Source organism: Exiguobacterium sp. R-39 (assembly GCF_049942815.1).
GTDB lineage: Bacteria > Bacillota > Bacilli > Exiguobacteriales > Exiguobacteriaceae > Exiguobacterium_A.
In genome coordinates, this window is record NZ_CP187965.1 from 1,364,691 (window position 1) to 1,377,675 (window position 12,985).

The 12,985-nt window shown below is 41.7% G+C and carries 20 protein-coding genes; all 20 read left to right on the top strand.

Annotated features, from left to right (window positions below; all coding sequences use genetic code 11):
- Positions 1 to 20 precede the first annotated feature (20 nt).
- The 20 genes from ACP26N_RS07005 (at position 21) to sstT (ending at position 12,952) form a co-directional block, all read left to right on the top strand.
- Positions 21 to 587 (top strand): hypothetical protein, encoded by a 567-nt coding sequence (locus ACP26N_RS07005; protein WP_214855088.1) that lies wholly within the window; start codon positions 21 to 23, stop codon positions 585 to 587.
- A 26-nt stretch (positions 588 to 613) separates the two neighbouring features.
- Entirely contained in the window at positions 614 to 802 is a 189-nt protein-coding gene (locus ACP26N_RS07010) for a hypothetical protein (RefSeq protein WP_426355171.1), read from the top strand.
- Positions 803 to 825: 23 nt separating this feature from the next.
- Complete coding sequence (locus tag ACP26N_RS07015) at positions 826 to 1,299, top strand: hypothetical protein (RefSeq protein WP_426355173.1); 474 nt, start codon at positions 826 to 828, stop codon at positions 1,297 to 1,299.
- Positions 1,296 to 1,466 carry a hypothetical protein gene (locus tag ACP26N_RS07020; RefSeq protein WP_165871637.1) on the top strand — a complete coding sequence of 57 codons (171 nt, stop codon included), beginning with the start codon at positions 1,296 to 1,298 and terminating at the stop codon, positions 1,464 to 1,466. Before ACP26N_RS07015 ends, ACP26N_RS07020 begins: the two co-directional genes overlap by 4 nt.
- A 34-nt stretch (positions 1,467 to 1,500) precedes the next feature.
- Positions 1,501 to 1,947, top strand: coding sequence for a DUF4304 domain-containing protein (locus ACP26N_RS07025; RefSeq protein ID WP_426355174.1), 447 nt, complete (start codon positions 1,501 to 1,503; stop codon positions 1,945 to 1,947).
- 111 nt (positions 1,948 to 2,058) lie between these two features.
- Positions 2,059 to 2,544, top strand: a complete 486-nt coding sequence (locus tag ACP26N_RS07030) for a hypothetical protein (RefSeq protein WP_426355175.1) — start codon at positions 2,059 to 2,061, stop codon at positions 2,542 to 2,544.
- 153 nt (positions 2,545 to 2,697) lie between these two features.
- Positions 2,698 to 3,177 carry a hypothetical protein gene (locus ACP26N_RS07035; protein ID WP_426355176.1) on the top strand — a complete coding sequence of 160 codons (480 nt, stop codon included), beginning with the start codon at positions 2,698 to 2,700 and terminating at the stop codon, positions 3,175 to 3,177.
- Positions 3,178 to 3,319: 142 nt separating this feature from the next.
- Positions 3,320 to 3,550 carry a hypothetical protein gene (locus ACP26N_RS07040; protein WP_426355177.1) on the top strand — a complete coding sequence of 77 codons (231 nt, stop codon included), beginning with the start codon at positions 3,320 to 3,322 and terminating at the stop codon, positions 3,548 to 3,550.
- Positions 3,551 to 3,652: 102 nt separating this feature from the next.
- On the top strand, positions 3,653 to 3,955 hold the full coding sequence (locus ACP26N_RS07045) for a hypothetical protein (protein WP_426355179.1): 303 nt from the start codon (positions 3,653 to 3,655) through the stop codon (positions 3,953 to 3,955).
- A 194-nt stretch (positions 3,956 to 4,149) separates the two neighbouring features.
- Positions 4,150 to 4,767, top strand: a complete 618-nt coding sequence (locus ACP26N_RS07050; RefSeq protein WP_426355180.1) for a hypothetical protein — start codon at positions 4,150 to 4,152, stop codon at positions 4,765 to 4,767.
- A 45-nt stretch (positions 4,768 to 4,812) separates the two neighbouring features.
- Complete coding sequence (locus ACP26N_RS07055) at positions 4,813 to 5,208, top strand: hypothetical protein (RefSeq protein WP_426355181.1); 396 nt, start codon at positions 4,813 to 4,815, stop codon at positions 5,206 to 5,208.
- Between the two features lie 480 nt (positions 5,209 to 5,688).
- Positions 5,689 to 6,174 carry a DUF2691 family protein gene (locus tag ACP26N_RS07060; protein WP_426355182.1) on the top strand — a complete coding sequence of 162 codons (486 nt, stop codon included), beginning with the start codon at positions 5,689 to 5,691 and terminating at the stop codon, positions 6,172 to 6,174.
- Between the two features lie 258 nt (positions 6,175 to 6,432).
- Positions 6,433 to 6,612 carry a hypothetical protein gene (locus ACP26N_RS07065; RefSeq protein WP_426355183.1) on the top strand — a complete coding sequence of 60 codons (180 nt, stop codon included), beginning with the start codon at positions 6,433 to 6,435 and terminating at the stop codon, positions 6,610 to 6,612.
- 109 nt (positions 6,613 to 6,721) lie between these two features.
- Positions 6,722 to 7,348, top strand: coding sequence for a hypothetical protein (locus ACP26N_RS07070; protein ID WP_131972873.1), 627 nt, complete (start codon positions 6,722 to 6,724; stop codon positions 7,346 to 7,348).
- Positions 7,338 to 8,021, top strand: a complete 684-nt coding sequence (locus ACP26N_RS07075) for a hypothetical protein (protein ID WP_426355185.1) — start codon at positions 7,338 to 7,340, stop codon at positions 8,019 to 8,021. Before ACP26N_RS07070 ends, ACP26N_RS07075 begins: the two co-directional genes overlap by 11 nt.
- A 529-nt stretch (positions 8,022 to 8,550) precedes the next feature.
- Complete coding sequence (locus ACP26N_RS07080; RefSeq protein ID WP_426355186.1) at positions 8,551 to 8,700, top strand: hypothetical protein; 150 nt, start codon at positions 8,551 to 8,553, stop codon at positions 8,698 to 8,700.
- A gap of 564 nt (positions 8,701 to 9,264) precedes the next feature.
- Positions 9,265 to 10,041, top strand: a complete 777-nt coding sequence (locus ACP26N_RS07085) for an ankyrin repeat domain-containing protein (protein WP_426355187.1) — start codon at positions 9,265 to 9,267, stop codon at positions 10,039 to 10,041.
- Between the two features lie 16 nt (positions 10,042 to 10,057).
- Positions 10,058 to 10,291: a hypothetical protein gene (locus tag ACP26N_RS07090; RefSeq protein WP_426355189.1), complete on the top strand. Its 234-nt coding sequence runs from the start codon at positions 10,058 to 10,060 to the stop codon at positions 10,289 to 10,291.
- 126 nt (positions 10,292 to 10,417) lie between these two features.
- Positions 10,418 to 11,269: a hypothetical protein gene (locus ACP26N_RS07095; RefSeq protein ID WP_426355190.1), complete on the top strand. Its 852-nt coding sequence runs from the start codon at positions 10,418 to 10,420 to the stop codon at positions 11,267 to 11,269.
- A gap of 411 nt (positions 11,270 to 11,680) precedes the next feature.
- The gene (gene sstT / locus ACP26N_RS07100) at positions 11,681 to 12,952 is read left to right on the top strand and encodes a serine/threonine transporter SstT (protein WP_426355191.1); all 1,272 of its coding nucleotides are present in this window, start codon (positions 11,681 to 11,683) and stop codon (positions 12,950 to 12,952) included.
- Positions 12,953 to 12,985: the final 33 nt, after the last annotated feature.

Genomic DNA, 12,985 nt, shown 5'->3' on the forward strand with positions numbered 1-12,985 from the left:
AGGGAAGATGAAATATACTGATGATCATACTTAGAAAACAAATCGGCAGCTTGATGTATTCCTGGACCATTTATCGCGACGGGCGGACAGTTCAGGCATTTTTTGGAGTCAATGAACCATGGATGCTCGATGAAGATATCGATGAAAAAACGGAAGAACGGTTTACGTTTCGTTATCAAGCTCGACGTCGCGTGAAGGAACTGATTGCCGAGAAGCAGGCAGAAGGATATCAACAGGAAATCACACCGGATCCGGTGCCGAGTCAAGAAGAACAGTTGACGTTTCACAAGAGGGCGACATGGTTTGCATATGTACTTCTCGGAGTAGGGGTGATTCCGCTTGTCACACCCTGGTCTTTATCTCCGTACGTGATGATCATCCTTGCAGTTCCCTTCCTCATCATGTCGACGAGCGGAAAAATGCTGCCGTTTTGGGTCAAAACGATGTGCTTTATCAGTTATGTCCTGATTAACATCAGTTACAGACATGTACCGGACATAAAATATCTGGACGCCGGTCTGTTACTCGCAACGGGCGTGTTCCTATGGGGCTACATGAATAAAAGCAAAAAACGTTTTAACACGTAAGCTGACAAGGAACGGGAGGGTCAGGCATGCCGACAACATTTTTAAAGCAGTTGTTGCAAGAAAAAGAGAGTTCAGACTTCTCATCATTACGTTCAGCTTATCTTGCGAAACAACAGGGATTGCGAAACGTGTTTTTACAGCAGATGAACAAATTCATAGCGGAAGCACTTGTTGGGACATTCAGCGGCAACGGCAGTTCACGGACTGGTTGCTGACCGCATGTGAACGAGAAGAAGATGTGCATGAACTGCTGATTCATCCCTTGAATGAGCGGTTATTGAAACCTGTCCTCAAGCAGTGGATGAATGATTTGCCGGAAGACGTACGACCGTATCGGTGGTTTGGGATCTTCTTTTTTGAAGAAGACAACAGTCTTGAATATCTTCAGACGGCGATTGACCGCGACGGTCGGCAGGAACAACTGGCAATCGAGACGATGATTCGTCATCTGTTGAATTGGCTGTGGTACGCCTTCCATCATCTCAATGAAGATTTGTATTTAAGTGAGACGGAAGACGATGCGGAGACGCTGAAAGAAACCCGTTTGTTGATTGATCAACTCGATGATTCGGTTCAAAAGACCGAGTTCATGGAGGAATGGCAGGAACACGCCCGGACGTATGAACTTTGGTTGCGTTTTTTAAAAGAAGAGACGGAAGGGTTCATGGAGTGGCGGGAACGACAAGAAAAGCAGGGAGAGAATAAGCAATGAAAACTCCTTACGATCCATACAAGAATACGGAACTGTGGAACGTCATTTCGGAAGCGATTAACGAACTGATTGAAAACGATGACTTGAAAGAACGGACGACACATGATCATATCGTCGGATACCTCTGTCAAAAAGTATCATTTAGCCTAACGGAGAAGGGAAACTGAGCAAATGGGAATCGTACCGGTAGGAAATCGAAAAATGATGGCTCAAGCCATTAAAAAAATTATTGTCCCTGAATTGAGGAAACAAGGATTTAAAGGGAGCTATCCACATTTCAGACGGAAACAAGATACCCATCAGGAACTCTTGATGTTTTATATTACAAAGTACAGTGAAAATTTTTATATCGAGACGGCAGTCATCCCGTTAACCGGTTATCTTAACTCTGAAGGAGACCTCATTCCTCCAAATAAAGTGACAATCTTTTCTTTAAAAGGGAAAGAACGATTTACAGTCGGGTCAGACATTGTAGCCAATCATGATGGAATGTATTTTGTGATGAAAGGACTATCTTCTGAAGAAGAGCACGAACAACTGGCTGAAGAGGCTTTTACATACTTGAAAACGAGTGAACCGGACTGGATAGCCCGTTGCTCCGAATGGAATAAGAAATTGTATGAATCGTTTGATGAGGAAGACGCGTAAAAAGAAAACAGCCATGTTTAATTCTAAGTAGAAAATCCATTTATTAAATAATAAGGAGTGACATATATACAATGAAAAAAACTAGGTACTTTTCATAATCAACAAGGCAATATGATTGTCTCAGATCCGGCTTTTCTCGAACCGGATCCGGAATTTAACATGTCGATTCCGATTGCCCCCGATTCGAGATGGACCGTCTGGTATAACGAGGACGACCAGCCGGAAATTAATTTAGTGTACTTGACGACAGATAACAAGTCGGAGCTTGTACCGGATGACTTTGACATTCTTGAAGGTTATGCGGTCGTGGAGTCCTCACAGCTCGTCGTCATGAATACAGCGGATTACGGAAAACGCGAGGCCATTGATTGGGAAATTCGTAATACGCTTGAGTTCGACGATGAGATTGATCCATTTTATATCGCCATCTCAGATGAGGTGATGGAAGAGGAAATCTTTCTGTTTCCGTTTGGTGTTGCCGTCCAGTTGATGGGAGACGGCCACTACAAGGTTCGCGTACGACGAGATGCGGATCAGGTCACCGGTATTTTGCTGGTCATCGGGGAACATGAAGATTTTAAAGAGGACTTCGAATAATTCAATACCAGCGATTGAAAGCGTTTCACCTAAACTTTTAGAAGTAGCAATTCAAGTAGAAGGTGAGATGTTTTAGTATCCATATCCGAAAACTTGATCACAGGATGTTAAAGAGCATTTAAAAGACGAGCTGATGAAAGGAGGACTATTTCCATGAAGACAACGTATTCTCGGGCAGAGCTTCTAAAAATCGACGACCCGTTTGAATATGAGTTTCATCTCCCGTTGAAGATTGATGACCTGCCCTCATCCGTGATGGAAGAAGATATTCCGGACAGTAAATCGAAACTACTCGAGAAGCTGGCGGAAGGTTATTCCTTAATAATTCAAAAACCGCGGATTCCAAACGAAAAGGTGTTTTCCGCGTTTCAACCTTTGGATGAAAATGAGTTCGTGAAGTTGTATGCGATAAACGAAACGACCTTTACTGAAGAATTGTGGAATCTTTTGTATGAGAGTGAATACGACCTTCACTGGGCATTCTTTTTACTAAAAGAGATGAAAGATGTCGTTTTCGAGTTGCCCTATACGGGTGGAAAAACTCGCGCGCTAACACTCTCGGGTCTATACGCAAATACCCTGATTCATTTACGGCTTGAAGTTGACCAAAGTGTTACCTGTAGGTGGGATTAAATAGATGGAAAAATCACAACAATCACCCAAGGAAGAAATTAACGGTATGACCTGAGTAGTCGAACGATGCGATTGGTGAATGGGGTTTTGGATTTGAAACGTACTAAGGAATGAGGTAAACCAAGGTTTAGGAGGAGCAAAAGTGGAATTTCAGAGTGGTGAATGGATTGATGTCTACCGGGAGCTGTTACCGCATGACGATTGGCAAGAACTCGTCCGAATTCAGGTGAATCAGCATAGCTATCCTTTTGAAGTCAGGTTGTTGGAACGTCCGGTGAAACAGAACCGCAATACTTATGATTTATCGGACTGGACGGTCTTATCGCATGTCATTATAACAGAAACGTCGCAACTGGAGACATTTTTAGATTAACTCGAAATCGAACAGATAGGGATTTCAGCCGAGTCGAGGACGATTCTCAGCATTCGGAAACACGGGAAGGAAATCGTTCGTGTTACTAACGATAATGTCTCGATGTATGGTGTCGTCTATGAAGAACTGGACGAGTCAGGTACGGAGTACGAAAACTTTTTTGATGCTGTCTTACCATATGCGACGTTCCCGGTTGAGGTCGTCTTTTGCGGCCGTGGCGTTTTAAATGATGAGGACTCGATCCATGCGATGACATTAACCGATACGAATTGGCAAGCGGTCTTCGAAGATCATCTCTTATACTTGCTGAACCGAAAAGAAATCACTTCTGGATTCCTGCCGACGAATTATTCAAAGTTTTCTCAACGAACGCTCGAGAACTTCATGACAGAGTTCATGTTGTGAATGCCATATAACTTTATTGTGACACGCGATGCAAATGGACGGTTTGGTATGCTCGATCATTTTTGTACCGATGGAAAGATTGCTCACTTTGGAAATACAGACGATATTCAACATGCGTAAATAACTGGATCATTATGCATAGGAAAGTTTCGTTTAGTGAATGTGGAGCAAGCAGGATACGTGGAGGGATTCTTATGCTATACATCTATCTCGAAGAACATACCGATCATAAAAAAGTGATCAAGGACCGCTATCTAGATATCGATAAATCAGATCGTATCAAGTCGATCTATTCGATGGGATGCATCCCGAATGATGAGAAAAGAGACTACCAAGCTGATTCGAACGATGTATTGAAATATTTTTTGAAACGTCTGAATCGATTCCCAATTTTCGTGACGTTCGGTGGCGGCTTTACAGATGAGGAATTAGAACCGTTTTTACAAAGGGAAAACCTATCATATACAAAGATTCAACCATATAAGCGCAGATCTTATTATAGCGTTCAAGTGAACGATGCTAGCGAGCTGGAACGTCTGTTGGACGAAACATACTGGTACGCTGCCGCTAACGATTTTTACTTCCTTTCGTTTAAGAATTTCCTGACTTTTGAATCGAAGATGATCAGACGATGGTTCTTTAAAAGGGAAATGATTGTTCATGTTGTTAATACAACGGAAGAAATGTCATTCATTACGATCGAGCATGATTTCATGGGCTATTATCTGTTCTCGAACGAAGCCTGTTTTGATACCGAGGAAAAGGTGAAAACATTTCTGCCTGAAGGTGAAGGCATCGACTACTATGAGTAAGGGAAATTAAAAACGGCAAATCTTAAAGAAAGGGGAGGCGAGAATATGTTTGGGATCAGTACGTGTTTAAAAGAAGTTCCGGAAGAAGAAAAAGATATTCTCCGTTATCCGAGTCGTGTCCAATTTTTTTTGATTCAAGACTTTTCCCGCGTTTCTGATCGTTGTGATTTGCTGATTCATCTTGATTCCTATGCCGATAAATTGTTTTTAGCAAGAGAAGTAAACGAGCTGATTGGAATTTGTGAACTGCTCATTCAACGGTATTGCACACCGAAGGAACCGTGGTTATTGAATCAAGCAGGATATTATTCGGACGTACCCTGGATGATCCATCAATCAAATGAGTTAATAATGGAGCTACATCATTTTTTAGAGTTGCTCAAGCGAATGTGTATAGAGGCTGTGTACAAAAACTCGTTGATTTGTTTTTGGGGTGACTAATCAACGATTAATACAATTGAGGTGACAATATGAATAAATCAATATTAATAAGGTCTTTCATCGCGGCATTTGTGATTAACATATTATTATGGATTATCATAAGATTTTCAATCGATGAGTTAGTTCCTGATAAACGTATTTTATCTGCTTTTTTTATGATCACTATTTGGTTAATATTTTTCTTGCCGATCAAGAGACTGGATGTTTATAAGAATCAAACGATACCTTATTGGACGTTTAACCTATTTATGACGCTTGGTATGATTTTAATCACCATTATTTGTTTTTCTGTACTTATAGTAGTATTTCCGTAAAAATATTTAAAAATGAATAAAGAGAATGTCCATAGATGAGAAAAAGGCAAAAACAGTAGTAAATCTCTCTAATGCCGGCTGTTGTTTGCAAATACGAAGAACAATTTATAGAAATCAACGGCGATTTAAAGTCTTCTTAGAAATGTTTAGAGCTGAGGTGATCCATATGAAAGTTGGTATCGAATTTGAAATACCTAATAATTTTGGTAAGTATATCAATGATATCTTAGCTCCAATTGATATAACGAAGTATAAGTGGAAACTGGATTGGATTGAAATGTACATAAAAGAAAATAGAGATATAAAGGATCACACTATCGAAAACTTAAAAGAATTTAATATTCCGGATTGTGAGGTCGTGCAAGGAAGAGAATTAGAAAGAATACTGAATATCGAAGCATATTATATAATTTTTTGCAGCTTGCAGGCATTTCATGATTCTCTGCCGGTTGAAATAAATACATACAGCGAATATTTGAATAGTGATTGTACATTCTGTCTGACCATAGACGATTGTACGAATGTCATCTTGTTATGTAAGGATGTCGATTTATTAGAACAGTTGTCTGACAATGCTGTGCGGAATGATTTTAAAAACGTTAAGTACATACTCGAAGATGATCCTCACTTCAAAAGAGTAGCAATCCCTTGAGTGTACATTTTTCGGTAGAAGCTCTATTCACTCCTATTAAAACGAGTCGCATATGGAGATTAAATCATGAAGTATCTTGATCATTTAGAGAAGTAATTTGGAAGATTTACATTACAATCTCTAAACATTTAATTTGGGATTTTTTTCATTAATGAAACTTAATAAAGGAAAATATCGTATTTATTAGTAGTATAATATCTTTATCAAAATTAACTTGCTACCTAATGGAAATGAATACATATCTTGGAGGAACCGATCGTGATCTTACCATTCATCGGTCTTGCTGCCGGACTCTTTTTGCTGATGTTAGGAACGTACTTCATCCGATGTAAGCACGCAAACAAAACGCCGCTATCCGGGCATGGAGACGGGGGCGATCATGTCGATTCGTTTATACTCAGTCTTCTCTTATCAATTGGTGTCAACGCAGTTTGGTAAGGAAAAGAGAAGAAACAGGAGGCTGGTATTATTCATCAGATACGGCTGAATGTCTGAATTCAATCAATAGTTTTAATTCATATAGAGCAGAATAAAGGGAGCTACCAGCATGGTGCAATTATTAAAGCAAATCGACGATGAAGTCTATCACATCGTCTATCATCAAGAAGGACGCACATTATTCATCAGGGAAGGCGTCGCGCGGAAAGAACCAGCCTCAGATAGTGACGACATGATTGAAATTAACGAAGAGACGGCGACTGTCCGAATGCTTTTTAAAAATACGTTTGCCGCCTATCGTCAGAAAAAAGAATGGATGCATCAAAAGATGGAGGATGGGTATTTGAAAGCACCTTTTTCTCAATCTGAGGCGATTGACTACCGTGCAGATCGGCGCAACATCAAACTGCGCCTTATGAGTGCTCTATTACTCATGCTGTGCGGATTATCGACATTGACCGGTCTGTTACCGATCTCGGGATATATTCCGCTTGTGTTCTTACCTTTCTTTTATCCAATCTACATTGAAGGGAAAACAGCCCGTGCCCGCTTCTATCGTTGGTCGGGAGGCATATTCCTGTTCATACTAGCCGGCACGTCAAAAGATTATTTAGAACCATTTAATCTTTCTGCCAACGGAACCGTCTGCCTCATCGCGGGATTCATCCTCTTGCTGTACACGATTCACCAACTGAAGGAACTGACGACAAAGGAGATCACGCAACATGAAGGATAAACAAGCACCACTGATTCAATTAAAACGAGAGATCAGCCAAACCGCCGATTATTGGGTCTGTTACCGGGTGGGGCGGACGCTTTATCAGGTCTCCGTCCAGGAGCAAGCAAATGGTCAAACGAACGAAGGAGAGGTCACGACAGAACGGTTTCCATTTTATGTCGGAATGAAAAAGCGGATGCGCCAGTTAGCGGAAGAAAAAGAAGCACTCGGCTTTCGACCGTTGACAGAGGAAGAACGGGCAGCGCACGTCATCGATGAACCGGAAGAATCATCGCTTGATCCGGCCTTTTTTAAACCGGCCGTTCGTTTGGCGTGGCTGTTTCTTGGACTCGGGATCCTCCTGTTCGTCCTTCCTTACGAGAGGCTAAATAATTTTGCATTCGGTTTAGGACTGTACGTCTGGTATGAAACTTTTCGTCAAGCCGGTCTACCAAAAATTTTCCGACGGTATTTTCACGGAATGTTTGGTGCATTGATGGTGTTGCAGATCCTGTCCGCTTTTGAACTGGAGCGGGAAGTACAGTCATACTACGCCACCTTATCTGTTTTTTCAGCGGTCATGTTGGTATTACTTGTCGTGCAATACCACTGGAAAGAAACAGACCAAATAGCACAGGGTGAAAGCGTTCGTATACGAAAAATCAAAGAATATACGGATTTCGAGGAATGAAACTGAAAATTCCATGCACTCAACTTTCGGAAGACTTGTGGGTTCAACAATCCTGTAAAATAGAGGTAGCACATTAATCGGCACGATTCATGAACTGAATCAGTCTATCGAAAAAGGGAGTGATGTCATGGACGTACAACGGAATTCTGATTTTATCTTTGAGCTTTTTTTAGTCATCTAGGCGATTGGAGCAATCGGGATTCTCTTCACCCAAGCTCGAAATAAGCGAAGTCTTAAATCCAGTCTATTGACGGGTACAGCAATCAATCTGATTTATACAGTGACGGTTTCATTGATTTGGTTTTTTGCTGTCGCAATTGATGGGGTCAGTCAGGTCTTAGTCGTTTATTTCTTCGTAAGCATTTTCCTGATTCTTGAGGTTCTTTTGTTGATTGTTCTTTTGATTGTCAAACGTAAAAAACAAACTACCTTTTAAAAGGCAAAGGAGTGAAGCATGAATCGTTACACCTAAGTCACCCATGCCGCTACACAACTATCGATTCTCGATATGAGACGACGAGCGATTGCGTTGTTAGTGAAACACGTCGGGCGTTTTAAAGAACCGAGAGCAAAATCGAGTATGCTGCTCCATATCGGTATGCTGTATCTCGAACTCGGTGAAGAACAAGAAGCGAGTCGATACTTTGTCGAAGCAATGGAACTCGAATATGCCCCATAGTTTTTAGATATTTTACAAGCTATTTAACGCCAAGAGACACCGATAGTTGCAGACTACTGGATTCAAAACTTTACGAATCGGATGGTAGATCTCCAAAGTTCAAGTGGACGATTGCTGATCTTGCGCTTTAAAGAAAGTGAAATCATAAGGGGGAGTGTCATGCGTTATGTATGCTATTTTCGATGCATCTCACATACGATAAAAAGCTGTTGATGATAGAACGCTTTTTGGCGCGGCGCGTAAAAAAGAAGGGAACGATGTAAGTCGTCTCCTTCTTTTTCTATACATTAAGTTAAAGTATCAAACGTCAGTCGATAGTTTAAATATCAACCCCGACTAATTTAAGAACCGCAACGATTACGATGACAGATAACGCGAATGAACCGGCATAAGCCAATTGCTTTTTCATTGGCCATGTCCCTCCCTCTGTGTTTCGACATTAAAGTTGCTTGGGGCAAGTATGTACTCAAGCGTTTCTTATTCACACTGTTATTGTGACATGGGTGATTTATATTGTAAATAATATCCAAACAAAAAAAAGACTCGTTGAAAGGGGAGCGTAAGATGTCTGGAAAATCACTGCAAGACCATGCTTTTTACGGAAACATCAAGCAAGTGAAAAAGTGTATCAAACGCGGAGATGACTTAAATGCGCTCGACGAAGAAGGATATACCGCACTGCACTGGGCGGTTGAGGAGGGGTATTTCGAAATTGCCAAGCTACTGCTTGATTGCGGGGCTGACATCAATCAACGGGACAAAGGTGGTCTAACGCCACTACACCTTGCGTTGTATGAAAAACAATCCTATATCGCCATACAACTGATTGATTATGGTGCCGCACTTGATCTTGACGGGCATGGCTTTACGGCATTACATTTCATTGCCGCTCGTTCTGGCAACAAACGGGTTCTCCGTCGATTGTTGGAAGACGAATCGCTTGTTAATGGACAGACAGATGATGGAGAGGGATATACGCCGCTGCACTATGCGGCTCAAGAAGGAAAAACGAAGAAGATGGGTATGCTGACGGAAGCGGGAGCCGATGTGAACCGGATTGAAATGAACGGTTTCGCACCTTTACATATTGCCGTCGGGGAAGGGGATGTCAAAGCGGTAGAAGCGTTGCTGGCAGCAGGAGCAGACATTGAAATCGAAAATCCGTTAAATGATAACAATACCCCGTTGATGCTTGCGAGTCAGTACGGTTTGACTGAAATCACCAAATTATTACTAGAACACGGCGCAAATCAACAGCATCAAGACACGGAAGGGAGAACTGCACTCGACTTTGCAATCAAGCACCGTTATCCGGAAATCGTAGCTTTATTACAAACTTGAGCAGGAGGAAATCGACGTGAAGAAATGGATTGGGGTCTTGATTATCGTCCAGACGGTTTTGTTTAGCATGCTCATCATCCAGCTCAATAAAATGACGGAGACGATTGCGGCTGTGGGATCAATGATTGTTACGAAAGACGGGGATCTTGCCTTGGGAGGAGGCTTACCGACAACGGATTATGTCCTGTTCGGAATCTTAATTTTCTTAGGTGTTTTTCTTCTCATACCGGAAGAAAAAATAAAGCGGTAATCCACATGAATTCTGTTCAACAACGGCATCCGGACATGATAAACTGAAGGCATGGAATATATTTACTTATTTCCTTGAAATAGAAAATGACCTAAAAACAATCTACATAAAAAAGGACGTGAACGTATGAAAAAGTTAACAGTTCGTAAAGCAATGGCAAGTACGCTTGTAACGGCTCTTGTATTGACGGGAGTCGGAGTAAACAGCAATGCAGCGGATGCTGCGACCAAGACGACTCAAGTCGCCAAGAAAAAATTCGACTATAAAAAGTACCGCGCCAAACAAACGAAAGTCGTGGCATCGTACGGCAGCACACTCTTCCATATGGGGAATCTGGGCGGAATCAAAGTACCGGAATACATAACGGATTCTGTGTACCGCGCCAAAGTGAAAGCGAATAACAAAAAATCAAAACAGTATATGACGGACCGTAAGAAGGCACGAAAAGAAGCGGAAGCTCTGAAAAAGCTGATTAAAGAAGTGAACACGCAGAAGGAAAGAAAGGCTGCGGACAAGCGGATTGCAGCGTTGAAAAAAGAAACCACCCGTTTGACGAAGGCGGAAAAGGTGTTGACTAAAGAAGGACAGGCTCTGTACAAAGTGATCGTTGACTACGAAAAGAACCAAATCAAGTTATTTGAAGGTCAGTACGGATCCATTACAAAAGCCTTAACGGTTCTCGACTATAAGGACTACGCCAATCGTTTGAAAGCTTACCTGGATGCCAATAACTTCAGTGCAGACGAGAAAATCGAAATCATGGATCAAGTATATGATCGATTACTTTACGCACGGGAAGACGCATCGGAAATCGTCGGAGACAAACGCGGTGCAATCAGACTGCTGGTTTACGCCGGGAAATTTGAAGAAGCGAATCAACTGTTTGTGAATACAAAAGAAACAATCCTGGTACAAGAGAATGCCCGATTGGATGCGTTATACACAAAAATCATTGAAGTCTACATGACGAAAAAGTAAAAAAAAGTCTGACTTTACAACAAAAAGCATCTTTTTGGGATGCTTTTTTTATTTATTTTCATTGAGACGATTTATCGTAAAAAAGGAAGGTGCGTTTTTTGAAATTGGTCAGTCCATTTTTATTACTTATCAAGCGATTTCGTGAAAATTATAAGAAAAAACAGGCCTCTAATTTCTTATTTATGCAATCGATTGCATCTTGAAATTTTTAACACCTAGTCTTAAACGAATCAGGTTTCTTGCAAAAAACTAGTTTTTATTTCACCGGATTTATGTAAAAATAGAACACAACAAACTGAAAGAATTTTTAGAAAAGTAAACGAGTAAACTATCTGTCTTTTGGATAGGAGAGAGAATCGTTATTTTTCAAATTCTAAATAACTTATTCGTTTTGAACCTGGAGGGGAACGTATGAAAGTTTTGAAGATGTGGAACCAAATCAGTTTAGTGAAACAAATTGCAGTCGGTTTGATTATTGGTATTATTTTAGCTGTATCGATTCCTGAAGCTGCCCAGTCCATCACCATCTTTGGAACACTGTTTGTTTCCGCGCTGAAGGCCGTTGCGCCGGTTTTAGTATTTTTCCTGGTCATGGCAGCGATCGTCCAGCATAAAAAAGGACAACAGACGAACATGAAGTCGATTGTCTTCCTGTATCTCCTCGGGACATTCTTGGCGGGAGCCGTTGCAGTTGTATTCAGTTTCCTGTTCCCTGTCAGCATCACGCTGACGGAAAGTACGGAGAAATTAGCTGCGCCGGGTAATGCGATTGAAGTCATCCGGACACTTGTCTTGAATATGGTGGACAATCCAGTCAATGCGTTAGTCCAAGGCAATTACATTGGGATCTTAACGTGGGCCATCGTGTTAGGGTTGGCACTGAAAAATGCTTCCGATTCAACGAAAACGTTCATTTCAAATTTTTCGGATGCGATCGCGAAGATGGTCGGGTGGATCATTAAACTCGCACCACTCGGAATCATGGGGATTGTCATTGAGTCGATTACGAAAAACGGTCTCGGATCCCTTCTCAACTATGGTCAACTGCTTGTGCTGTTGATCGGGACGATGTTGTTTGTTGCGCTTGTCGTCAATCCAATGATCGTCTTCATCAACGTTCGTCAAAATCCTTATCCGCTCGTTTTCAAATGTATCCGTGAGAGCGGAATTACAGCCTTCTTCACACGGAGTTCGGCTGCCAATATTCCGGTTAACATGGAGCTGTGTAAAAAACTGGGTCTCGATAAAGAGACGTATGCAATTTCGATTCCGCTCGGTGCGACCGTCAACATGGCGGGGGCGGCCGTAACGATTTCCGTCCTGACACTTGCTGCGGTCAATACGCTTAACATCCCGGTCGATCTTCCGACAGCTATCATCTTAAGTGTCCTGGCTGCTGTCTGTGCCTGTGGTGCTTCCGGTGTTGCGGGCGGATCACTCCTGTTGATTCCGCTTGCCTGCAGCCTATTCGGGATTCCAAATGAGATTGCAATGCAAGTCATCGCTGTCGGATTCATCATCAGTGTCTTACAAGATTCGTTTGAAACAGGACTCAACTCTTCGACCGATGTTCTGTTTACAGCGACAGCTGAATTCAAAAAACGGTTAAAAGACGGCGAACAACTGTCAATCAATCGACCAATCATGGTTGAAGAACCAACTGAACAAGTCGTCAACAGCTGATTTGCGTTGATGCTGTCAAAAAAGAGATGAAAG

What these genes read in the sequence shown, in the direction of transcription:
- ACP26N_RS07005 (WP_214855088.1), top strand. Translation starts at nt 21, where the DNA reads ATGATCATACTTAGAAAACAAATCGGCAGCTTGATGTATTCCTGGACC.
- ACP26N_RS07010 (WP_426355171.1), top strand. Translation starts at nt 614, where the DNA reads ATGCCGACAACATTTTTAAAGCAGTTGTTGCAAGAAAAAGAGAGTTCA.
- ACP26N_RS07020 (WP_165871637.1), top strand. Translation starts at nt 1,296, where the DNA reads ATGAAAACTCCTTACGATCCATACAAGAATACGGAACTGTGGAACGTC.
- ACP26N_RS07025 (WP_426355174.1), top strand. Translation starts at nt 1,501, where the DNA reads ATGATGGCTCAAGCCATTAAAAAAATTATTGTCCCTGAATTGAGGAAA.
- ACP26N_RS07030 (WP_426355175.1), top strand. Translation starts at nt 2,059, where the DNA reads ATGATTGTCTCAGATCCGGCTTTTCTCGAACCGGATCCGGAATTTAAC.
- ACP26N_RS07035 (WP_426355176.1), top strand. Translation starts at nt 2,698, where the DNA reads ATGAAGACAACGTATTCTCGGGCAGAGCTTCTAAAAATCGACGACCCG.
- ACP26N_RS07045 (WP_426355179.1), top strand. Translation starts at nt 3,653, where the DNA reads ATGTATGGTGTCGTCTATGAAGAACTGGACGAGTCAGGTACGGAGTAC.
- ACP26N_RS07050 (WP_426355180.1), top strand. Translation starts at nt 4,150, where the DNA reads ATGCTATACATCTATCTCGAAGAACATACCGATCATAAAAAAGTGATC.
- ACP26N_RS07055 (WP_426355181.1), top strand. Translation starts at nt 4,813, where the DNA reads ATGTTTGGGATCAGTACGTGTTTAAAAGAAGTTCCGGAAGAAGAAAAA.
- ACP26N_RS07060 (WP_426355182.1), top strand. Translation starts at nt 5,689, where the DNA reads ATGAAAGTTGGTATCGAATTTGAAATACCTAATAATTTTGGTAAGTAT.
- ACP26N_RS07070 (WP_131972873.1), top strand. Translation starts at nt 6,722, where the DNA reads ATGGTGCAATTATTAAAGCAAATCGACGATGAAGTCTATCACATCGTC.
- ACP26N_RS07075 (WP_426355185.1), top strand. Translation starts at nt 7,338, where the DNA reads ATGAAGGATAAACAAGCACCACTGATTCAATTAAAACGAGAGATCAGC.
- ACP26N_RS07085 (WP_426355187.1), top strand. Translation starts at nt 9,265, where the DNA reads ATGTCTGGAAAATCACTGCAAGACCATGCTTTTTACGGAAACATCAAG.
- ACP26N_RS07095 (WP_426355190.1), top strand. Translation starts at nt 10,418, where the DNA reads ATGAAAAAGTTAACAGTTCGTAAAGCAATGGCAAGTACGCTTGTAACG.
- sstT (WP_426355191.1), top strand. Translation starts at nt 11,681, where the DNA reads ATGAAAGTTTTGAAGATGTGGAACCAAATCAGTTTAGTGAAACAAATT.